Here is a 22,863-nt window from a genome sequence, read left to right as displayed (position 1 = left end):
CAAGCAGTTTTACCCACATAGTTTGAGTGAGGACACATGACGGTTGAGGTCGAACGGCATTCCTACGACGTTGTCGTGATCGGTGCCGGCGGCTCGGGTCTGCGCGCAGTCATCGAGGCCCGTGAGCGGGGCCTCAAGGTCGCCGTGGTGAGCAAGTCGCTGTTTGGCAAGGCCCACACCGTGATGGCCGAGGGCGGCTGCGCGGCGGCGATGCGCAACGTCAACACCAAGGACAGCTGGCAGGTGCACTTCGGTGACACCATGCGCGGCGGCAAGTTCCTCAACAACTGGCGGATGGCTGAGCTGCACGCGCAGGAAGCTCCGGACCGGGTGTGGGAGCTGGAGACCTACGGCGCCCTGTTCGACCGCACCAAAGACGGCCGGATCAGCCAGCGCAACTTCGGTGGCCACACCTACCCGCGGCTGGCCCACGTCGGTGACCGCACCGGCCTGGAGATCATCCGCACCCTGCAGCAGAAGATCGTCTCGCTGCAGCAGGAGGACAAGGCCGAGCTCGGCGACTACGAAGCCCGGATCAAGATCTTCCACGAGTGCGCGATCACCGAGCTGATTCTAGACGGGGCCGGGGGCGAAAAAAGGGTAGCCGGCGCCTTCGGCTACTGGCGCGAGACCGGCAAGTTCATCCTGTTCGAGGCCCCCGCAGTGGTGCTGGCCACCGGCGGTATCGGCAAGTCGTTCAAGGTGTCGTCGAACTCCTGGGAGTACACCGGCGACGGCCACGCACTCGCCCTGCGGGCGGGTTCGGCGCTGATCAACATGGAGTTCATCCAGTTCCACCCGACCGGCATGGTCTGGCCGCTGTCGGTGAAGGGCATCCTGGTCACCGAGGGTGTGCGCGGTGACGGCGGCGTTCTGAAGAACTCCGAAGGCAAGCGCTTCATGTTCGACTACATCCCATCGGTGTTCAAGGGCCAGTACGCCGAGACCGAGGAAGAAGCCGACCAGTGGCTCAAGGACAACGACTCGGCGCGACGCACCCCTGACCTGCTCCCCCGCGACGAGGTGGCCCGCGCCATCAACTCCGAGGTGAAAGCCGGCCGCGGCACCCCGCACGGCGGCGTGTACCTCGACATCGCCACCCGCATGACGCCGGAGGAGATCAAGAAGCGTCTGCCGTCGATGTACCACCAGTTCATGGAGCTGGCCGAGGTCGACATCACCAAGGACGAGATGGAGGTCGGGCCGACCTGCCATTACGTCATGGGCGGAATCGAGGTCGACCCGGACACCGGTGCGGCCGCCACCCCCGGCCTGTTCGCCGCGGGTGAGTGTTCCGGCGGTATGCACGGTTCCAACCGTCTGGGCGGCAACTCGCTGTCGGACCTGCTGGTGTTCGGCCGCCGCGCCGGGCTCGGTGCCGCCGACTACGTGCGCGCGCTGTCCAGCCGGCCGGCGGTGTCGGAGGAGGCCGTGACGGCCGCCGCCGAACTGGCACTCGAGCCGTTCAAGGGCCCCCAGAGTGGCGCCAAGCCGGAGAACCCGTACACCCTGCATGCCGACCTCCAGCAGACGATGAACGACCTGGTCGGCATCATCCGCACGGAAGCCGAGATCAACGAGGCGCTGGCCAAGATCGAGGAGTACAAGGCCCGCTTCCACAACATCGAGTCCGCAGGCGGGCGGGAGTTCAACCCGGGCTGGCACCTGGCGATCGACATGCGCAACATGCTGATGGTCAGCGAGTGCGTGGCCAAGGCCGCGCTGGCGCGCACCGAGAGCCGTGGCGGCCACACCCGCGACGACCATCCGCAGATGGAAGCCGAATGGCGGCGCACGCTGCTGGTCTGCCGGGCCGCCAGTGATGACGTGGTGCCCGACGTATCGGTCACCAAAGAAGTTCAGCCGCCGATGCGCGAGGATCTGCTTGGGGTCTTCGAGGTCGAAGAACTCGGCAAGTACTTCACCGAAGAGGAATTGGCGCAGCATCCGGGACGGAGGACGCAGTGAGCTATCTGGCGAAGCTGAGGGTGTGGCGCGGCGACGATGAGGGCGGTGGCCTTCAGGACTACTCCGTCGACGTCAACGAGGGTGAGGTCGTGCTCGACATCATCCATCGCCTGCAGGCGGAGCAGACCCCGGACCTCGCGGTGCGGTGGAACTGCAAGGCAGGCAAGTGCGGTTCATGTTCTGCGGAGATCAACGGCAGGCCGCGGCTGATGTGTATGACCCGGATGTCGACCTTTGACGAGGCCGACACCATCACCATCACCCCGCTGCGCACCTTCCCGGTGATCCGCGACCTGGTCACCGACGTCTCGTTCAACTACGAAAAGGCCCGCGAGATCCCCGCATTCGCGCCGCCGAAGGATCTACAGCCCGGTGAGTACCGGATGGCCCAGGTCGACGTCGAGCGCTCGCAGGAGTTCCGCAAGTGCATCGAATGCTTCCTGTGCCAGAACGTCTGCCACGTGGTGCGTGACCACGAGGAGAACAAGCAGGAGTTCGCCGGCCCGCGCTTCCTGATGCGGGTCGCCGAGCTCGATATGCACCCGCTGGACACGCTGGACCGCAAGGACATGGCCCAGGAGGACTTCGGCCTGGGCTACTGCAACATCACCAAGTGCTGCACCGAGGTGTGCCCCGAGCACATCAAGATCACCGACAACGCCCTGATCCCGATGAAGGAGCGCGTCGTCGACCGCAAGTACGACCCGGTGGTGTGGCTCGGCAACAAGCTGTTCAGAAAGAAATAGAGGCCTTTTCCACGAGCGTGAATCCGCTGCCAATATTCGGCAGGGGGTTCACGCTCGTTGGCATCTGGGTAGCCTCCCGGACATGGGAACCTCCCACAGCATCAACGAGATTCGCACCGCGATCCGCGAGTTGTCGGCGCGCGCCGAGCTGGCCCGCAAAGAGGGCCGGACCGAGGACGCCGACGAACTCGAGAAGCGCATCGCGGGCTATCGCGACGAACTGGCCGAGCGGCCCTGACGGACCGTGGCGATCAGACTGGGCTAGCTGCCCAGCCTGCGGAATGCGCTGCGGTGAAACACGATCGGCGCGACGTCGTCATGCACCGTGATGTCGGTGACGCGCAGAATGACGATGGTGTGATCCCCGGCAGGGACCAACTGCTCGATGGCGCTCTCCAGCCACACACTGGTGCCGTGGATGAACACCGCGCCGTTGCGTGACTCGGTCTGCAACCCGGCGAACCGGTCCCCGGTCTTGGCGGCGAGCGTGCGGGCCGCCTGGTCGTGCGCCTCGCCGAGAACGCTGATCCCCAGCGTCGGCAAGTCCTGCAGCTTGGGCCAGGTCTCCGAGGTGTTCTGCACACAGAACGACACCAGCGGCGGGTCCAGTGACACCGGAACGAACGTGGAGGCAGCCAGGCCGACCCTGGCTCCGCCCACTTCGGCGGCGATCGCGATGACGCCGGTCGGGAAGTGGCCGAAGGCCTCACGCAGCGAACTCGAACTCAATTCGGTATTGCCCATTTGCTCCCCATCATGGCACGCCAGGACTGTCGTTGCCCGGCGTCGTCCCACACACGGCGGCCCTTTCACAGATGGTCCTTACGCGTGCCAGGGCGCGAACATATTAACGGTTGAGTAACCTTGCGGCATGTCGAATCTCTCACTCCTGTCGGTGTTGCGTGAGCGGGCGGGTTCGACACCGGACGATGTCGCATTCACGTTCACCGACTACGACCAAGATCCCGACGGTGTCGCTGAGCAACTCACCTGGGCGCAGCTTTACCGACGCACCCTCAACGTGGCCGAGGAGCTCGGCAGGCACGGCTCGCCGGGCGACCGGGCGCTGATCATCGCGCCACAGGGGTTGCCCTATGTCGTCGCCTTCCTGGGCGCGATGTGGGCCGGTTTCATCGCGGTTCCGCTGTCGGTTCCCGTGGCCGGGTCCCACGACGAGCGGGCGAGCGCCGTGGTCACCGATACCTCGCCCGCAGTGGTGCTGACGACCGCCGCGGTGGCCGATATCGCCGCTCAGTACGTGGACGACGGCGCAGCCGTGATCGCCGTGATCGCGGTGGACATGCTCGACCTCGACACCGAGCCGTCGTCGGCCGCCGAGATGTCCGCCGGACCGGACATCGCCTACCTGCAGTACACCTCGGGCTCGACCCGGCTACCTGCGGGCGTGATGATTTCGCATCGCAACGTGGTTGCGAACTTCGAGCAGCTGATGGCTGAATACATGGCTCACCACGGCGGGGAGTTCCCGCCGGGGACGACGCTGGTCTCGTGGCTGCCGTTCTACCACGACATGGGACTGATGCTCGGGATCGCTGCGCCGATCCTCAGTGGACACCCGGCCGACCTGCTGAGCCCGCTGGCGTTCCTGTCCCGCCCGGCGCGGTGGCTGGAGACGATGGCCCGCCAGACCAAGGCCTTCTCGGGTGCCCCCAACTTCGCGTTCGACCTCACCGCACGCCGCACCACCGATGAGGAACTGCAGTTCCTCGACTTCAGCGGCGTGATCGGGGTGATCAACGGCGCCGAACGGATTCACCCGGAGACGCTGTCCCGCTTCAACAAGCGCTTGGCGCCCAATGGGTTTCGCCCGGAGATGATCGCGCCGTCGTATGGCCTTGCCGAAGCGACGGTATACGTCGCCAGCGACGGCGCCAGCCGGGCACCCGAGGCCGTCGAGTTCGACGCCGACCAACTGAGCCAAGACACGGCGGTGCGCAAACCTGGTGGGACTGAACTGGTGCGTTACCAGATCCCGCGCTCGCCCCTGGTGCGAATCGTCCACGCGGAGACCGGACGGCTGTGCCAGGACGGCACCGTTGGCGAGATCTGGGTCCACGGTGAGAACGTCTCCGCCGGCTACTGGCGCAAGCCCGAACAGACCGGGTCCGCGTTCGGTGCCCGTGTGGTCGATGCGCCCGAGATGTCCGGCCTGCCCGTCGAGGGCTGGTTGCGCACCGGTGACCAGGGCTTCATATCCGAGGGCGAGCTGTTCGTGGTCGGCCGCATCAAGGACATGCTGATCGTCCGCGGACGCAACCACTACTCCGACGACATCGAGGCGACGGTGCAGCGGATCACCCGCGGCCGGGTGGCCGCCATCGCGGTGGCCGACGAAGACACCGAGAAGCTGGTCACCGTCGTGGAGCTCAAGAAGACCGGCGACACCGATACGCTCACCACGGTGAAAAACGATGTCATCGCAGCGATCTCGCGCGCACACGGCCTGCAGGTGACCGATATCGTGCTGGTGGAATCCGGGTCGATGCCCACCACCACCAGTGGCAAGGTTCGTCGTGCCGCCTGTGCCGAGCGGTACCGGCAAGGTCAATTCGTGCGGTTGGACGTGCAACCGACCAGCTGATGTGGTTCACCCTGCTGGTGATGGCCGCCGCCGTCAGTGTGGAGCCGTTCCGCGTCGGGATGACCGTGCTGATGCTCAATCGGCCGCGCCCGGCCGTGCAGCTCGCCGCCTTCCTGTGCGGCGGATTCCTGATGGGTCTGACCGTCGGCGCCATTGTGATCTTCGTGCTCGGGGCGCACATCACCGCGAGATCCGACCACACCCTGCCCACCGTCCAGATCGCCATCGGATCACTGGCTCTGCTGGCTTCGGTTGTCCTGGCGGTCACCAAGGGCCGGGAACGAACGACGCCGGACTGGCTGCGCCGGGCGCTCACCAGGCCGTCACCGGTGTGGGCCGGGGTTGCCGGCCTGGGGATTGCCCTGCCCTCCGTCGACTACCTGGCGGCATTGGCAGTCATCGCCGCCGCAGACGTCGCGCCCGAGACCCGGTTGGCAGCGCTGCTGTTGTTCAACGCGGTGGCCTTCGCTCTGGTGGAGTTGCCGTTGCTGGCCTATCTGGTGGCTCCGCGCCGTACCTACGCGGCGACCACCGCCGTCCATCGCTGGATTCGGGCCAGAAGCCGGCGTGAGGTCGCCGCACTGCTGGCGGTGATCGGGGTGGTTCTGCTCGTCGCGGGTCTCGCGGCGGTGTGACTCAGCGTGGGCTGTGCGACAGCACGTACTGCAGACCGGCCATCAACTGCGACACCGGGTCGGCGCCACCACCGAAGGCGGCCTGGGTTGCCGGCGCAGTGACGGCGGCGGGATCGTAACCGTTCACCGGATCCACCTCGATCGGCGCCGTGGCCGGATCGTCGTTGCGTGAATAGCCGGAATCCACCATGGGTTTGAGCACCCCGTCGAGCCGGTTCAGGGTCGCTTCGTCGACGTCGAGGTACTTGAACGGCAACACCAGGGGCAGATGCTGCTCGGGGATCAGGTAGGTCGTCGTCTTGGCCCCCCTGGAGTTCACCGTGGTCCGGATGTTCTGGGGCGGAACCATGCTGGGGTTGGTGAAGGCGACCGCGGTGTGGCCAGTGGCCAACCCGACGATCGCGTTCGCCATGGACATCCAATTGTCCTGGCGATCCGGCCAATCGGCGATGCTGTCGTAGGCGGACACGAACTGGTAGGTGTCGTACTGGCTCTCCACCGGGGCGGGAATCCGGTAGTCCATCGCCGGAACGACGGCACCCACCGGGAAGTTCTGCGTCAGGAAGCTCTCGCCGAAGGGGTGCCGGGCGACGGGATCACCGTAGGTGGCGAAGGACAGCTGGTCCGGCGGCGGAGCGGTCGGGTCGTTGGCCAGCCGGGCTTGTACGGCGTTGAGCACCAGCGCGCCTTCGGACAATCCGATCGCGGTCCCCGGGCCGCCGGCCCGGATCGCGTTCGAGAGATTGACCTCGCCCTCGTCGACCGATTCGCCGATACTCGGACCGTCGATACCCAGTCCGGGGAAGTTGTCGTCGAGCCGGCCGATACCGGGGAACATCCGTTCCAGCACGTGGCCCTGCACCTGCCCGGCGGGATAGTCGACGATCTGCCGTTCCAGACCCGGGAACCATTCGGCACCGGTCCGGCGGATGTATTCGTCATACGGGATTCCGAGAACGTGGGCGCCGCCGAGTGCGTAACCCCGGCCCGGGGTGCCCAGCCGTGCGGTCCCGTTGTCCGGTGACACATCCGGAGACGGCTGATCTGCGGTGGCGATACCTCCGGTGGCGCCCAGCATCACAAGCACCGTTGCTGCCGCGAGTAGCTTCTTCACGCCCTACTACTCCCCTGCCGGATGGATCGAGACGGCCACCAGTTCGCCTTTCCGACCAGAGTAGCGATGGCGGGCACGGTGATGGTCCTGACCAGGAATGTGTCCAGCAGGATTCCGGCACCGATCACGAACCCGCCTTGCACGACCGTACCGATGCTGGAGAACATCAGCCCGGACATCGACGCCGCGAAGATCAATCCGGCCGCGGTGATGACACCCCCGGTCGAGGACAGCGTCCGGACGATGCCGTACCGGGTGGCGCCGTGCGTCCCATCACGCAGTCGCGAGGCGAACAGCAGGTTGTAGTCGGCTCCCACCGCGACGAGCACCACGAATGCCAACGGCGGCACCGTCCAGTGCAGGTGCTGATGCAGCAGCACCTGGAAAACCAGGACGCCCAGACCCAGCGCCGCGAAGTACGACAGCACCACCGTGCCGACCAGATACAGCGGCGCGATGAACGCGCGCAGCAACACCATCAGGATCAGCAGCACGATGATGGTGGTCATCGCGATGATGAACCGGATGTCGCCGTGGTAGTAGTCGCGGGTATCGCGCAGCGCGGCAGGGTAGCCGCCCATCGATATCGTGGCGTCGGCCAGCATCGTGTTGGGCTGCGCGCCTTTCGCGGTGTCGGCGATGGTGGACACCTGATCCATCGCCGCGGCGCTGAATGGATCGAGTTTGGTCAGCACGAGGTAGCGGGCCGCGTGGCCGTCCGGTGAGATGAACACTTTGGTGGCCGTCTTGAAATCGGGCAGCCCGAGAACCTCGGGCGGAATGTTGAAGCCCGCCATCGCCGGTGTGGCCGCGTTCTGCTTCATCGACAGCAGGAACGCCGCGGCCTGGTCGAGTCCACTGCGCATCAGCGTGATCTGGTTGACGACCTCGTCGACGCCGGCCGCCACCTCACGGCTGCCGCTTGCCGCCTGATCGGCACTCCTGCGCAGCTTTCCGGTGCCGGCCTTGGCACCGGCGGGCGTATCCAGGCCCATGGTGTTCATGATCTTGGACAGCCGGCCGAAGGCGCCGTTGAGTTGTTCCAACGCCGCACTGAGCGACTGCTTGTCCTGCATGGACTGCAATTGCCCGGCCAGATCGTTGATCTCGTCGATGGTGCCGTCATTGCGGGCGTCGACGAGGGCCTGGAAGTGGCCGCGGGTCTCGGCGCAGGACGGGTCGAGGTCGCACACCGCATTGCCGTGCAGCGCCACGAGCACCGGACCCACCCAGGCGAACATGTCCCGGGCCGCGGTGAAACTCACCCCCATCGCGTTGCCGAGCCGATTGACCGCGTTGACCAGCTTGGCTGCGACTTCGACGTTCTTGACCAGTTTGTCGCCGCCGTACTGCCCCTTGATGGAGGAGAACGCGTCGACCAAGGACTGGATGCTGGTCGCAACCTGACTGACCTGGCCGCGCACATCGCCCAGGTTGGTTGCCAGCGTGTCGGCCCCGTTGGCCAGTCGATGCAGATCGTCCATGTTGTCGGAGATCGCCGCCGCACCCGTGCTCAGCCGATCGCCGACCAGGCCCGCCTGATAGGTGGCCCGGAACTCCTTCGGAACCACACCCAGCGGCCGGGTGATCCCGCTGACCATCGCGATATCGGGAAGCTGACTGATGCGGCCCGCCATCTGTTCGAGATCCGCCAGCGCCTGCGGGTTGCGCAGGTCCTGCGGTGAACGGATCAGGACGTAAGACGGAATCAACTGGTTGATGTCGAAGTGCCGCTCCAGAGCGGCATAGCCGACCGAGCTCGGCACCGAGGCCGCCAGCGCCTTGCGGTCGTCGTAGTTGTACCTGGCGAATGCCACCGAGCTGGCCAGCAGAAGCAGCACCAGCATGCTGGCCACCAGATGGGCCAGCGGGCGGCGCACGATTCGAACCCCCGACCGTCGCCACCAGCGCGCGGTGAGTTCCCTGCGCGGCGTTATCCAACCGCGCGGCCCGGCCAGCACGATGATCGCCGGCAGCAGCGTGATAGCGGCCAGGTATGACACCCCGACGCCGATGGCGGACGACACACCGACGGTGGAGAACACCCCCATCCTGGCGAAGCTGATGCCCAGGAACGTGACACCGATCGTGGCGGCCGACGCGGTGATGACCTTGCCCACCGAGCCCAATGCCCGGCGGACCGCGTCATCGGAGGTGTCGCCCTGCCGCAGGAAATCGTGATAGCGGCTGATCAGGAAGACGGCATAATCTGTTCCGGCACCGGCGATTATCGCGCTGAGCAGGATGATCGCCTGGTTGGACACCGCCAGGCCGGTCCACTCAGACACCGCGGCGACCGTCGACTGCGCGATCACCAGCGACGTCCCGATCCCGATCAGCGGCAACAGCATGGTGATGGGGTTGCGATAGACGACGAGCAGCACCAGGAGTACCAGGACCCCGATGGCGATCTCGATCGGCAGCCGGTCGGACTGGCCGGCAGCGGTGAGATCGGCGACGGTGGCTGCCGGCCCCGTCAGGTGGACCTCCAGCGGACTACCCGCAGTGCTCATCTTGACGATGTCGGCGACCCGCTTGTAGGCGGCGTAGGACTGCGGGGTACCCAGAGCACCGGAAAGCCCGATCGGCACCACCCAGGACTTGTTGTCCTTGCTGGTCAAAACCGAACGCAGAGCCGGTGTTCCGATAAATTCCTGCAGCATCACGACGTCATGCGGGTCGTCGCGCAGCGCACCGACCAACTTGCGATAGGTGGCTTCGTGCGTCTGATCAAGACCGCGCTCGGCGGTCAGGACCACCAGGAGCAGATCGTCACCGCCGGGCTCTTGGAACGCCTCGGTCATCTGCCGGGCGGCAATGCTCGAGGGTGCATCGGCGGGCAGCATCGACAGGGGGTGCTTGGTCGCCATGTCGTTCAGGCTGGGAACCGACAGCGGCAGGGCTACCAACAGCGCCGCCCAGAATCCGATCACCACCCAGGGCCAGCGCACCACACAATCGGCTAGTCGTCGCACGACACCCTCTCGCCCAACATCACCACAACGTCACCACTGGCCGCTGTCGGCCACCCGCACGCACACCGACTTCATCGCTGCGATGTAGCGTGCGACAGATTTCTGGGCAATCGGGTTGTCCGGGAACATCACCGCCATCGCGGTGCCCCCGTCGTACCGGAAGACATAGATCGTCAGCTGAAACGAGAACCGCCCGTCGGCATAAATACCGATGTTGTTCGAATAGCCCATATCCGCTGCGGCCAGTACCGCATTCATCGGGGCCGCGTTCCCATGCAGAAAGTTCGACACCGGGAAGTTCGGGTGAGGCTTGTCCAGCCAGTCGGCCAATTCCAGCACCCGGTAATAGGGCACCCTGGCCAGGTTCAGACCCGAATCGAAAGACGCCTGCGCCGACCATGCGGCTTCACTGAACGACGCCGCAGCAATCGGAACGGTGACCGGAACCAGACCGGTAAACCACCCCTGCGTCATGAAATTGTCCGACGTTCTGCGGGTATCTCTGGGGGTGAGTCCGTAATAGGTAGCGGCCCCGGTCAATTCATGCTCGACCATCGCCGTACACGCATACAGACCGCCGACGAAACGAACCCCGGCGGCCGAGCACGCGGCCTCGAATCTCGCGCTTTGGTCGGGGTCAAGCAACATTTCGCCGACCATGTCGGCGACCGTCGGTTCCGACGGATCACCCAGCGGCAGCGGAAATTCCGGCAGCGTGCCACCGTTCTGCTCGGCGAATTCGATCCACGCACGAACCTCGGGTGAATCGACGGTGAGTGCGGCATTGCGTTCGTGTTCCTGGCGGCAGAAGTCGTCGAAACTGCCCGCCTCGGGCAATGTCAGCTCGTGACCGGTAGTGGTCAATGACGAGTACATGCCGTGGGCTTCGAGCATGGTGATCCCGATCAGCGCCGCATCCCCGTGCACATGATCGATGCTGGCGTAGAAATCGAAATGCTCCGCGCTCTGCACGATTCCGAAGGAGAAGCAGCCCCACTCCAACGGACTCGGGATATCGACGATATGTTTGCGCGCTTCCGCGACATCCATCTCACCGTAGTTGTGCGCCTCGAATTCGATATCCGACGGATCGGTGATCGAATGCCGCACCACGTCGCCGCTACCGGAGTACTCGAACCAGCTCCGGTAGGTGTCGTGGCGGCGAAGGTAGGAGTTGATCGCCCGGCTCATCGCCTCGACATCGCATTGACCGGGAACTTCGCATGTCGCGATGATCTGCCGTGAATAGTCCAGCCCGGCGGCTGCCTGGTGGTAGACGCCGCGGATGTGCTGGCTCTGCATGTAGCTGACCGGTACCGGACTGACCGGTGCCTGTCTGGCCTTCTCGACGGCAGCCTTGGTCGGGTGCCAGGAGATCACCGCTCCTGGCCGTGGGTCCCAATCGTCAATGGTGCCGATCGTGATCTTGCCGATCTGCAACAGGTCCTCCCGCATCACTACACACCCCGAACGCGAACCCGCTGGTAGTACACCCGAACCAGCCCCGGAGGGCGGCGAGTCCGGATGGCCGGCGAGGTCGCCGCGGCCCCCCGGGGGCCGCAAGCATGGACCATAGTCGCACTGCCCGTTAATTGCCTCGATCCGGCCGGGCACCGAGCTGTGAATCGCATTTGGATAGCGGCGTCCGCGGGGACCCGCGTGCAATACTGACCCACGCGTAAAGCGGTAGGACATGGTTTGGGGGGGCATTGCGGGCGCCGTGGCCATTGGCACCACAGTCCTCGTCATCATGCGTTCTGGCGCCGAGCGCCGACATCTGAGTGATGCGGAGAGCACAACCCATGCCCAACACCGACGACCCGACGCCCCAGGCGCCCCGTTTCGCGATCATCGGATACGCGGCGCGCCTTCCCGGGGCAGCGGACGCCGATGAGTACTGGGATGTCCTGAGCAGCGGTCGTGACGCGATATCGCAGGTTCCTGCCGACAGGTGGGACTCCGAGGAGTTCTTCGACGCGGACCCCTCGACTCCGGGGAAGGTGGTGACCCGGCGGGCCGGGTTCGTCACCGACGCGACGGGGTTCGATGCGCCGTTCTTCGGGGTGTCGCCCCGCGAGGCCAATCTGATGGATCCGCAGCACCGGCTGCTGCTGGAAACCGCCTGGCACGCGGTCGAGCATTCCGGTACCGCACCAACGTCGTTGGCCAACACCAGAACAGGCGTCTTCGTCGGGCAATCCACCCATGACTACCTGACCATGGCCTCCGCGGATCTGGACTATCCGGAGATCGAGGCCTATATGGCGATCGGAACGTCGGCGGCCGCCGGCGCCGGTCGGATCAGCTACCGGCTAGGCCTGCAGGGACCCGCGATCACCGTCGACACCGCCTGCAGCTCGTCACTGGTGGCGATCCACCAGGCGTGCCAGGCGTTGCGGTTCGACGAGTGCGACCTCGCCCTGGCCGGCGGAGTGAACGTTCTGCTCAGCCCGGCCACCATGATCACGTTCTCCCAGTCCCGGATGCTGGCGCCGGACGGGCGGTGCAAGACCTTCGACGCGGCGGCCGACGGCTACGTGCGCGGCGAGGGGTGCGGTGTCCTGGTCATCAAGCGCCTCGCCGACGCGGTGCGCGACGGTGACCACATCCGTGCGGTGATCCGCGGCAGCGCCGTCAACCAAGACGGGGCCTCCGGCGGATTGACGGTGCCCAACGGGGTGGCCCAGCAGCGGGTCATCACCGAAGCGTTGCAGCGGGCGGGCGTGGACGCGCGCGATGTCAGCTATCTGGAGGCGCACGGCACCGGCACCTCGCTGGGCGATCCCATCGAGGTGCAGGCTGCCGCCGCCGTGCTCGGAGCCGGGCGTGACGCGGGCGAACCGCTGCTGATCGGCTCGGCGAAGACGAACATCGGGCACCTGGAGGCCGCCGCGGGCGTCGCGGGTGTCCTCAAGGTCGTCCTCGCCCTGGAACACCAGGAACTACCGAAACATCTCAACTTCCAGAATCCGTCGCCGCACATTCCGTGGGACCGGATTCCGGTGCGGGTCGTCGAGGAGCCACTCGCCTGGGAACGGGGCCCGCGACCGCGGATCGCCGGGATCAGCTCGTTCGGATTCTCGGGTACCAATGCGCACGTCATCCTCGAGGAGGCGCCGCTGCCCGCGCCGGCGGCCGCGCCTGCCGAACCGGCGGACGACCGGCGGTTCAGCCTGCTCACGCTGAGCGCGCGCACCCCGGCCGCACTGGTGCAGACCGCACAGAACTACCGCACCTGGCTCACTGAGCATCCTGAGGCCACGCTGGCCGACGTGTGCCTGACCACCGGCACCGGCCGCGCGCACTTGGAGCACCGGGCAGCCCTGGTCGTGAACTCGGTCGACTCGGCCCGCGAGTTGCTCGGTGCGCTGGCCGACGACCTACCCGCCCAAGGCTTGGTCCGTGGGCACAGCGCCGCCCCGCCCAAGACCGCGTGGCTGTTTCCCGGACAGGGCAGCCAGTACACGGGTATGGCCCGCGAGCTCTTCGAGACCGAGCCGGTCTTCGCCGACACGCTGAATCGTTGTGCACGAGCGGTTTCCGATGTGCTCGACAAGCCGCTGCTGGAGATCGTCTTCGATTCCGACGGTGCCGAGACCCTCAAGCAGACCCGTCATGCCCAACCTGCCATCTTCGCCGTGGAGATGGGCTTGGCCCGGCTGTGGCAATCGTGGGGTTTCGAGCCGGATGTGGTGCTGGGACACAGCGTCGGCCAGTACTCGGCCGCCTGCGTCGCGGGAGTGTTCAGCCTCGAGGACGGTGCCCGATTGCTGGCCGAGCGTGGTCGGCTGTTCGGCGATCTGGCCGCCGGTGGGCAGATGTGTGCCATCTTCGCCGACGCCGACCGGGTCGAACGGATCACCGACGAGTTCCCGAGCCTGTCGGTGGCCGCCTACAACGGCGCCAACACGGTTCTGTCCGGTCCCGCGACCGACCTGGAGCAGGCCGTCGCCCAGCTGTCCGACGAGGGCGCGCGCTGCGATTGGCTCGATACCAGTCACGCATTCCACTCGTCGCTCCTGGACCCGGCCCTCGACGCGTTCGAGGCGATCGCCAGCGGCTTCACCTTTGCTCCGCCGCAACGGATTCTGCTATGCAATCGGACGGGTGCCGCGCTCGGCCGAACGGCCAAACTCGATGGCCCCTACTGGCGCCGCCATGCCCGCCAGCCGGTCCAGTTCGCCAAATGTGTAGCCACCCTGGCCGAACTCGGCTGCACCATGCTCCTGGAAGTGGGCCCCCAGCCGGTGCTCACCGCCACTGCACTACGCGCCTGGCCGGACCCGGCCAACGCACCGAAAGCGGTTGCGTCGCTTCGCCGCAACGCTGCCGACCACCGGCACATCACGGACGCATTGGCCCACGCCTACGTCGCCGGCCATCAGCCCGACTTCGACGCACTCACCGAGCAGTCGGCCCGCATGCTCGACCTGCCCACCTACCCCTTCCAGCATCGGCACTACTGGTTCCGCCAGACCGACGGCGTCCATCGCCGGTCGGGCCGCAGCGACACCGCCGACCGCACCGATGTCGTCCGACTGCTCGAAGAGGGCCGGATCGAGGAGTTGGCCGCACTGCTCGGCGGTGCCGGCGGCGAACAGTCGACCATTGACTCTTTGACGTTGCTTGCCGCACAACACAATCAGCAGCGCGATGCCCGATCGATCGCGGACACGTGCTACGAGGTTCGGTGGCAGAAGTTCGACGGCTCCCCGACGCCGGGAGCCGCGGCAGCTGCAACGTGGCTCCTTGTTGCCGACGACAGCGGGGCCGTTCAGGCGTTGGCCGAGCTGCTGACCACCCTCGGCCACCGCCATCACATCGTCGAACTGCCAGTGTCCGACGACGACGAACAGCGCCTCGTCGCCACGCTGCGCGAGCTGGCGAACGACCAACCGGGGCTGCGGATCCTGCACTGCGCCGCGCTGGAGTCGACGTCAGGCGGTGACAGCGCGGCGTCGGTGCGCTCTCTGCTGCGGATGCAGCACCGGGTCCTGGGTGCCACGCAGCGGGTGTTCCGGGCCGCGGCGGCCGCCGAGTTGAGAACCCCCGTCTGGGTCGTGACCAAGGGTGCCCAACACATCCTCGACTCCGATCCCGTCTCACCCGATCACACCAGTCTGTGGGGCTTCTGCCGCTCCGCTGCATTGGAGTACCCGCAGGTCTGGGGCGGCCTCGCCGACCTGGCAGACGGTGATGCCGGCCAGTGGAGCAGGCTAGTCAACCACATCGTCGGCGCTGTCGCCGGTGAGGATCAGATCGCGGTACGCGAGGACACCACCTACGTCCCCCGATTGACCCGACGAACCGCTCGATCGGGTGCGGCTCCGCTCGTATTACGCAGCGAGGCAACCTATCTGGTTACCGGCGGGCTGGGATCACTCGGCCTGGAGTTTGCGCAGTACCTGGCGGCACACGGCGCCCGACAGCTGGTACTGACCGGCCGTCAACTGCCGGGCGAGGCCACCCGGCAGCGCATCGACGCGCTCGCCGAACGGCACCACTGCAAGGTCCGGGTGATCACCGCCGACGTCGCCGATCCGCACGATGTGACCGCACTGCTGGCAACCATCGACGCCGAACTTCCTCCGCTGGCCGGCGTCGTGCATGCCGCCGGGGTGAACGACACCACCCCGCTCAGTGCGTTGTCAGGTGACGACATCGACCGGACCTTCGATGGAAAGGTCTGGGGCGCTTGGAATCTGAGTGAGGCGTGCGCCGGCAGGCAACTGGACTTCTTCGTGTCGACGTCCTCGATCTCCTCGGTGTGGGGTAGTTACGGGCAGAGCGCCTACAGTGCGGCCAACGGCTTCCTCGACGGACTCACCTGGCGGCTCCGCGAGCACGGCATTCCCGGCATCAGCGTCAACTTCGGCCCGTGGACGACGGGCATGGCCGACCCTGCGGCACGAGCGCAACTGGAACGCCGCGGAATCCATCCGCTGACACCAGGCGATGCCCTGGCCGCGATGGCCGAATCGATGGGGCCTGCGCAGTCACCCGCGCAGCAGGTGGTGGCACGGGTCGACTGGAATCGATTCCTGGCCGTGTACCTACAGACCGGACGCCGCGCCCTCCTCGACGAGGTGGGTCAGGAGGCGCGCCTGTCCGCACCCGATGAGACGGCCCCCGCGGCGCAGACATCCGGGAGTACCCGACTGGTCGAACGCCTGACCGCGGCGCCGGCGCAGCAGCGCCGCAAGCTCGTCCTGGACCACCTGCGCACCACCGTGGCAGAGGTGACCAGGATCGACGCCTCGGAGATCCGCGAGGACACGGGATTCTTCGATCTCGGCATGGATTCGCTGATGGCGGTCGAACTGCGCCGCCGGCTGGAGCAGGCCGTCGGCAAGGAACTGCCCGCCACACTGGCGATGGACTATCCGCGGCTATCGGATGTTGCCACCTACCTGATCGGCGACGTCCTCGAGCTCAGCGACCGGCCGACGCCCGCCGCCGCGGCACCTACCGCGTCACTGGCGATCGCGGGCGCCGATGAACCGATCGCGATCGTCTCGGTGGCGTGCCGATTCCCGGGTGCCCCGGATCCCGACGCCTACTGGGATGTGCTGTCCCACGGGGTAGACGCGATCCGAGAGATTCCCGAGGACCGCTTCGACATCGACGAGTTCTACGATCCCGACCAGCAAGCTGCGGGCAAGATCTACACCCGCAGTGGCGGATACCTCGACAGCGTCGACGGATTCGACCCGGAGTTCTTCGGCATCTCCCCGCGCGAAGCGGTCTGGATCGACCCTCAACAGCGACTGATGCTCGAAGTCGCCTGGGAAGGCCTGGAGCGGGCGGGCTATTCCGCGGCGTCGCTGCGGGGCAGCCGGACCGGGGTCTTCGTCGGCGTGGGCGCCAACGAGTATTCGCATCTGCTGTCCGGGGATTCGGTGGACAACCTCGAAGCCCACTTCATCACCGGCAATGCGCTCAACGCCGTCGCCGGCCGGGTTGCCTTCGTCCTCGGGCTTGAGGGCCCCGCCATGGCCGTCGACACCGCATGCAGCTCCTCGCTGGTAGCCGTCCACCAGGCCACCCAGGCACTGCGCTCCGGTGACTGCGACTTGGCTCTGGCCGCCGGGGTGAACGTCCTGCTGAGCCCGGCGTCGCTCGTCGCCGCCTCCCGCGCCCGGATGTTGGCCCCCGACGGCCGATGCAAAACCTTCGACGCCGCGGCCGACGGCTACGTCCGCGGCGAGGGCTGTGGTGTCCTGGTGCTCAAGCGCCTCAGCGACGCCCAGCGTGACGGCGACCGGATCTGTGCCGTCATCCGCAGCACCGCAGTGAACCAGGACGGCGCATCCAGTGGGCTGACCGTTCCCAACGGTGGTGCGCAGCAACGGCTCATCGCCACCGCGCTGGCGCGCGCGGGTCTGACCGGCGCTGATGTGGACTACCTCGAGGCGCACGGCACCGGCACTCCGCTGGGCGACCCGATCGAAGTGCAGGCCGCCGCCGCCGTCTACGGCGCCGACCGCGATCCGAGCCGGCCGCTGCTGATCGGCACGGCCAAGACCAACATCGGGCATCTGGAGTCCGCGGCCGGGGTCGCCGGTCTGGTCAAGGTCGTGTTGTCCCTGCAACACGACCTGCTGCCGCCGAGCCTGCACTTCCACGACCCGTCACCGCATATCCCGTGGGACTCGCTGCCCGTGCGTGTCGTCGACCACGCGACGCCATGGCATCCCGAGGGTCGACCGCGGCGGGCCGGTGTCAGCGCCTTCGGGTTCACCGGCACGAATGCCCACGTCGTCATCGAGGAAGCACCCGCGACCTCCGACGCCGCCGAACCGACCGACGAGGTCCCCGCACCCGAGCAGACCCGGGAGCCGTTCAGCGTCCTGCCGCTGTCCGCACGTTCCGCGCCAGGCCTGATGGCGCTGGCGCAGCGATACACCGGCTGGCTGGCCGAGCATCCCGACGTCCCCTTCGCCGACGTGTGTTTCACCGCCGGCACGGGACGCTCCCACTTCGAGCACCGCGCTGCGATCGTCGCGAACTCGCCGCGGGAGGCCGGGCTCCTCCTGGAAGATCTGCTGGCCAACCGGACACGGCCGGGCGTGCTGCGCAGAGAATGCGCCGACCCACCCACCACGGCGTGGTTCTTTCCCGGCCAGGGCAGCCAGTACGCCGGGATGGCACGCGAACTGTTCGACAGTGAGCCGGTATTCGCTGAGACGATGCGGCGCTGCGCGCAGGCCGTCGATCCGATACTGCCGCAGCCGTTGCTGGAGGTGCTCTACAGCACCGACCGGGCGGCCGCAGAAACGTTGCGGCACACGTCGTTTGCACAGCCGGCGATATTCGCAGTCGAGATGGGGCTGGCCCGGCTATGGCAATCGTGGGGCATTGAACCCGACGTGGTGCTCGGCCACAGCGTGGGCCAGTACGCCGCGGCATGCGTGGCGGGCGTGTTCAGCCTCGAGGACGGCGCCCGGCTGATCGCCGAACGCGGCAGGCTGTTCGGCAGCTTGCCGCCGGGTGGTCGGATGGTGGCGATCTTCGCCGATCCGGACTACGTCGAGCGCGCCGCCGAGGGTTTCCCGCGCGTCTCGGTCGGCGCGTACAACGGCCGCAACACCGTCCTGTCGGGGCCGGCCGAGGACCTCGAGAAGATTGCCGAAGCCTGCGGCCAGGACGGGACCCGGTGCACCTGGCTGGAGACCAGCCACGCCTTCCATTCCGAACTGCTCGAGCCGGTTCTCGACGAGTTCGAGGCGTTCGCCGGCCAGTTCCATTTCGACGCCCCCACACTGCCTCTGGTCTGCAACCGCACCGGGATGGTGCTCAACGCCCAGACCCCGCTGGATGCGCAGTACTGGCGGCGCCATTCCCGCCAACCCGTGCAGTTCACCGAAAGCGTGCGCACCGTCGCCGCGTTGGGCTGCTCGGTCCTGATGGAGATCGGTCCACAGCCGATCCTGACCGCTGCGGCTCTGCAGAGCTGGCCGGAGTCGTCGGCGACGCCGCTTGCGATCGTCTCGCTGCGCAAGGGAGCCAACGCTGCCCGGCAGATCGCCGAAGCGCTGGCCACGACGTACGTCTGCGGGCATCGGCCCAATTTCGGTGCCGGACAGCACACGCCGGGGCGCACGCTCGAGCTGCCCACCTATCCGTTCCAGCGGCGCCGGTACTGGCCGAAGAGCTCCGGCATGTCCGCACTGACCTCAGGCGGGCTGTCGGCATCCGGCATCGTCGGCAGCGCAAAGGATCTCGCTTCCGGCGACACCGTGTACAGCAGCGTGCTGTCGGTCAAGACTCAGCCGTGGCTCGCTCATCACGTGATCTACGGCACCGTGGTGGTGCCGGGAGCAACCTATGCGGCGATGGCGCTGGCCGCCGCAGGTGCGCCCGCACGCGTGCAAGAGGCGTTCTTCTACGAGCCGATCATCCTGCCGGACAAAGCTTCTCGTGAAGTCCAGCTAACGCTTCATCCGGTCGACGATGGCTGGAAGTTCCAGGTGCACAGCCGCCCCCACGGGGTTCGGGACGCGGAATGGTCGCTGAACGCCGACGGCAGTCTGGTGACCGGTGCGGATACCGAGCCCGAGTCGCCGGATGCCGCTGTCGGTCCGGACGAGGCGATCGAGCAGATGGAGCGGACCCGGCCCCAGGATCTGTTCGACATCTTCAGTGACATGGAACTGGCCTGGGGTCCGACGTGGGCGACATCGCTGAAGTCGCTGTGGGTCGGCGAGGGCGAGGCGATCGGTGACATCGTCGTCGGCGACGAACTCGCCGAACATCTCGGCACCGAGCCGATCCACCCAGTGCTGCTCGACCTGTGCACGGGCGTTGCGTTCCCGGCCTTCCCCGCAACGCTGGCCGCCGAGCAGGGGATGTCCGACCTGTTCCTGCCGCTGAGGTACGGGCAGGTCCAGATCCGCGAGAAGATGCCGCGCCGGTTCTACTGCCGGGCCCGCTGGCATAACAACGCGGTCAACAACGAAACCCAGGTCTTCGACCTCGATTTCGTGGACCCGGACGGGCGGTCACTGGGCGGCATCCGAGAGTTCACCGTCAAGCGCGCTCCGCGAGAGGCACTGCTGCGCGGGCTGGGAGGGGACTCGACACGCCTGCTCTACGCCCTGGGCTGGCAGGAGGCGGCGGCGCCGGGAATCGACCAGGACACCGCCGACAAAGCCAGCGGGACCTGGCTGGTCGCCGGTTTCGACACCCTGGCCGCCCGGCTGCCGGGCGCTGTCGGCATCGATGACGTCGCCGACCCGGGCAGCTGGCGACAAGCGTTCTCCGATGCCGCCGAACGCGGTGCCCCGGTCGCCGGAATCGTTTGGCGCAGTTCAGGAAAGCCGGATACCGACGGGACAGCGGGCCAGCTGGCGGGCCGGCTGGAGGCCGAGATCGCGGCCCTGCTGGCCGCTTCCCAGACCGCGCTGACCGAGCAGAAGGCCACCCTGCCAGGTGGCATCTGGATCCTCACCGAACACGCCGTGGCCACCGAACCCGGCGAGTCGGTCGATCCCGTGCAGTCCGCACTGTGGAGCTTCGGGCGCACCCTGATCGCCGAACAGCCGACGCTGCGGTGCCGGCTGGTCGACACCGACGCCGGCGAGGAGTCGCTGAGCTGGCTTGCCGGCGCTCTGGGCACTGCAGTCGTGGAACCCGAGACGGCAGTTCGCCAGGGCCGGTTCCTGGTACCCAGGCTGCTGCACTGGGCGCGCAGTGGTCAGCTGTCAATGCCCCGCAGCGACGACTACGTGCTGGCCCCGACCGAACGGGGTGCGATCGACAACCTCCGCTTGACGGAGACCACCGTGACAGCACCTGCCCCCCACGAGGTTCAGGTCGCCATCGAGGCCGCCGGGCTGAACTTCCGCGATGTGCTCAACGTGCTCGGTCTGTACCCCGGTGATCCCGGGCCGATCGGTGGTGACCTGTGCGGTGTGGTCACCGAAGTGGGTTCCGAGGTCACCGGATTCGACGTCGGCCAGCGGGTGTTCGGCTCCATGCAGGGCGCCTTCGCGAGTCGGCTCAATGTGCCGGCCCAGCTGCTGGCGACTGTTCCGGACGGGATCGGCGCGGTCGAGGCGGCGACCATTCCCGCCGCTGCGCTGACGGTCCGCCTCGCCTTCGACTGGGCGAAGCTCAAGCCAGGGGACAAGGTGCTGATCCACGCCGCCAGCGGTGGGGTGGGTCTGGCAGCGGTCCAGATGGCCCGACGGCACGGCGCAATTGTCTTCGCCACCGCCAGCACGTACAAGCGCTCGACACTGCGTGAAATGGGTGTCGAGTACGTCTACGATTCGCGCACAACAGATTTCGCCGACCAGATCCTCGCCGACACCGGCGGATCGGGCGTCGACGTGGTGCTCAACAGCCTCACCAACGAGGGGTTCGTCGACGCCACGGTCCGGGCGACCGCTCAGGGTGGCCGGTTCGCCGAGATCGCAAAGCGCGATATCTGGACGCCGGAACAGATGGCGGCGGTGCGTCCCGACATCCAGTACGAGATCGTCGCCCTGGACGTGACGATGATGACCGACCCCGACCACATTCAGCGGTTGATGTCCGAAGTGTCTCAGGGGCTGGCCAGCGGTGAGTGGACGCCGGTACCGGCTGAGGTGTACCCGCTTCCCGAAGCGCGGGCCGCGTTCCGGCGGATGCAGCAGGCCCGGCACATCGGCAAGATCGTGGTGCAGATGCCCAAACCTCTTCAGCCGCGCGGGGATCGGAGCTATCTGATCACCGGCGGTCTGGGTGCACTGGGTCTGCACACCGCGGCGTATCTGGCTCAGCTGGGCGCCGGGGACATCGTGCTGACCAGCCGGCGCTCCCCTGACGCCGAGTCGCAGCAGGCGATCGACGCGATCACCGAGCGATACCACTGCCGAGTCCACGTCTTCCCGGGCGATGTCGGCGACGAGGACGAGGTCGCAGGGATTCTGGCCAGAATCCGCAGCGAACTGCCGCCCCTGGCCGGTATCGCCCATCTGGCCGGTGTGCTCGATGACGCGTTGTTGCCAGCGCAGACGCTGGACCGATTCCGGACGACGCTGGGGCCCAAGGCCTACGGCGCCTACCATCTGCATCGGATGACCACCGAGGACGATCTCGAGTTCTTCATCGTCTACTCCTCGGCGTCGGCGATTCTGGGTTCGCCCTCGCAGGTGAACTACGCCACCGCCAACGGCCTGCTCGACGGACTGGCGGCGTACCGCCGGGCTCGGGGTCTGCCGGCGACAGCGGTCAACTTCGGCCCGTGGGGTAGCGGCGGAATGGCGAGCTCGCAGGCGGCGCTGGCCAACCTCAGCGCCCAGGGCATGATGCCGCTGGATCCGCAGGCGGCACTGGCCGCACTCGGCGAGGTGGTCCGCCACGGAGCCGGGCAGGCCACGGTCCTGAAGGCCAACTGGCAACGCACCGCCAAGATGCTGGGCAGCATCCGCCCGCCGCTGCTCGACAATGTGCTTCCGCGCGACGACGCGGCAGCGACCGGCGACAGCCAACTGCTGCGCCAACTCCAGGAGACGCCGGAGGCGCAGCGGGTCGACTTCATCGCCGAGTTCCTGCAGCGCGAGGTGCAGGGGTTCCTGCGGCTCGCCCAGCCGCCCGCCGCCTCCAGCAGATTCCTGGACCTGGGGACGGATTCGCTGATGGCCGTCGAGCTGCGCAATCGGCTGTTCGGGCAGTTCGGCGGCAAGTTCGACATCAGCCCGACCGCGGTGTTCGACTACCCGACGATCGGCGAACTGGCCCAGCACCTGGCCAGCCAGCTGCCGGCGTCCGACGAGGCGCCCGCGCAGCAGCCCGAGCCCGGGTCCCAGGCCGACCAGCCGGTGTGATTTCGATCGCA

General features: G+C 67.1%; 10 protein-coding genes. 6 read left to right on the top strand and 4 right to left on the bottom strand.

All coding sequences use genetic code 11. The annotated features are described in order from the left end of the window. Positions 1–36 precede the first annotated feature (36 nt). The 3 genes from OG976_RS15125 to OG976_RS15115 all read left to right on the top strand — a co-directional run bounded on the left by OG976_RS15125 (position 37) and on the right by OG976_RS15115 (position 2,952). Positions 37–1,968 carry a fumarate reductase/succinate dehydrogenase flavoprotein subunit gene (locus OG976_RS15125; RefSeq protein WP_328350179.1) on the top strand — a complete coding sequence of 644 codons (1,932 nt, stop codon included), beginning with the start codon at positions 37–39 and terminating at the stop codon, positions 1,966–1,968. After that, the gene (locus OG976_RS15120; RefSeq protein WP_328350177.1) at positions 1,965–2,714 is read left to right on the top strand and encodes a succinate dehydrogenase/fumarate reductase iron-sulfur subunit; all 750 of its coding nucleotides are present in this window, start codon (positions 1,965–1,967) and stop codon (positions 2,712–2,714) included. Before OG976_RS15125 ends, OG976_RS15120 begins: the two co-directional genes overlap by 4 nt. 82 nt (positions 2,715–2,796) lie before the next feature. Then, positions 2,797–2,952, top strand: a complete 156-nt coding sequence (locus OG976_RS15115; RefSeq protein ID WP_328350175.1) for a hypothetical protein — start codon at positions 2,797–2,799, stop codon at positions 2,950–2,952. A 23-nt stretch (positions 2,953–2,975) separates the two neighbouring features. Here OG976_RS15115 and OG976_RS15110 read toward each other — a convergent pair whose 3' ends face one another. After that, positions 2,976–3,458 carry a flavin reductase family protein gene (locus OG976_RS15110; protein WP_328350173.1) on the bottom strand — a complete coding sequence of 161 codons (483 nt, stop codon included), beginning with the start codon at positions 3,456–3,458 and terminating at the stop codon, positions 2,976–2,978. A gap of 127 nt (positions 3,459–3,585) precedes the next feature. Here OG976_RS15110 and OG976_RS15105 point away from each other — a divergent pair, with 127 nt between their 5' ends. Then, positions 3,586–5,316, top strand: a complete 1,731-nt coding sequence (locus tag OG976_RS15105; protein ID WP_328350171.1) for an AMP-binding protein — start codon at positions 3,586–3,588, stop codon at positions 5,314–5,316. Continuing rightward, the gene (locus OG976_RS15100) at positions 5,316–5,951 is read left to right on the top strand and encodes a GAP family protein (protein ID WP_328350169.1); all 636 of its coding nucleotides are present in this window, start codon (positions 5,316–5,318) and stop codon (positions 5,949–5,951) included. Before OG976_RS15105 ends, OG976_RS15100 begins: the two co-directional genes overlap by 1 nt. 1 nt (position 5,952) lies before the next feature. On the opposite strand, the gene pe is transcribed toward OG976_RS15100, so the two are convergent. From pe to OG976_RS15085, 3 genes are read right to left on the bottom strand one after another with little or no spacing between them, the layout of a single operon-like run. After that, complete coding sequence (gene pe, locus OG976_RS15095; RefSeq protein ID WP_328350167.1) at positions 5,953–7,065, bottom strand: acyltransferase PE; 1,113 nt, start codon at positions 7,063–7,065, stop codon at positions 5,953–5,955. Beyond that, a complete protein-coding gene (locus OG976_RS15090) occupies positions 7,062–10,040 on the bottom strand; it encodes an MMPL/RND family transporter (RefSeq protein ID WP_328350166.1) in 2,979 nt (992 codons plus the stop codon). Before OG976_RS15090 ends, pe begins: the two co-directional genes overlap by 4 nt. A 30-nt stretch (positions 10,041–10,070) precedes the next feature. Next, positions 10,071–11,480, bottom strand: a complete 1,410-nt coding sequence (locus tag OG976_RS15085; protein ID WP_328363611.1) for a condensation domain-containing protein — start codon at positions 11,478–11,480, stop codon at positions 10,071–10,073. A gap of 362 nt (positions 11,481–11,842) precedes the next feature. Between OG976_RS15085 and OG976_RS15080 the strand changes: the two genes are divergently transcribed. Further along, positions 11,843–22,852 carry a type I polyketide synthase gene (locus OG976_RS15080; RefSeq protein ID WP_328350165.1) on the top strand — a complete coding sequence of 3,670 codons (11,010 nt, stop codon included), beginning with the start codon at positions 11,843–11,845 and terminating at the stop codon, positions 22,850–22,852. Positions 22,853–22,863: the final 11 nt, after the last annotated feature.

Source organism: Mycobacterium sp. NBC_00419, from assembly GCF_036023875.1.
In the GTDB taxonomy this organism is placed as follows: Bacteria; Actinomycetota; Actinomycetes; order Mycobacteriales; family Mycobacteriaceae; genus Mycobacterium.
The sequence above is the reverse complement of the archived record's forward strand: the minus strand, read 5'-3'. Positions and strand labels throughout refer to the sequence as shown.

Coding starts and splice junctions, on each gene's coding strand:
- OG976_RS15115 (WP_328350175.1), top strand. CDS start 2,797: ATGGGAACCTCCCACAGCATCAACGAGATTCGCACCGCGATCCGCGAG.
- OG976_RS15110 (WP_328350173.1), bottom strand. CDS start 3,458: ATGGGCAATACCGAATTGAGTTCGAGTTCGCTGCGTGAGGCCTTCGGC.
- OG976_RS15105 (WP_328350171.1), top strand. CDS start 3,586: ATGTCGAATCTCTCACTCCTGTCGGTGTTGCGTGAGCGGGCGGGTTCG.
- OG976_RS15125 (WP_328350179.1), top strand. CDS start 37: ATGACGGTTGAGGTCGAACGGCATTCCTACGACGTTGTCGTGATCGGT.
- OG976_RS15080 (WP_328350165.1), top strand. CDS start 11,843: ATGCCCAACACCGACGACCCGACGCCCCAGGCGCCCCGTTTCGCGATC.
- OG976_RS15100 (WP_328350169.1), top strand. CDS start 5,316: ATGTGGTTCACCCTGCTGGTGATGGCCGCCGCCGTCAGTGTGGAGCCG.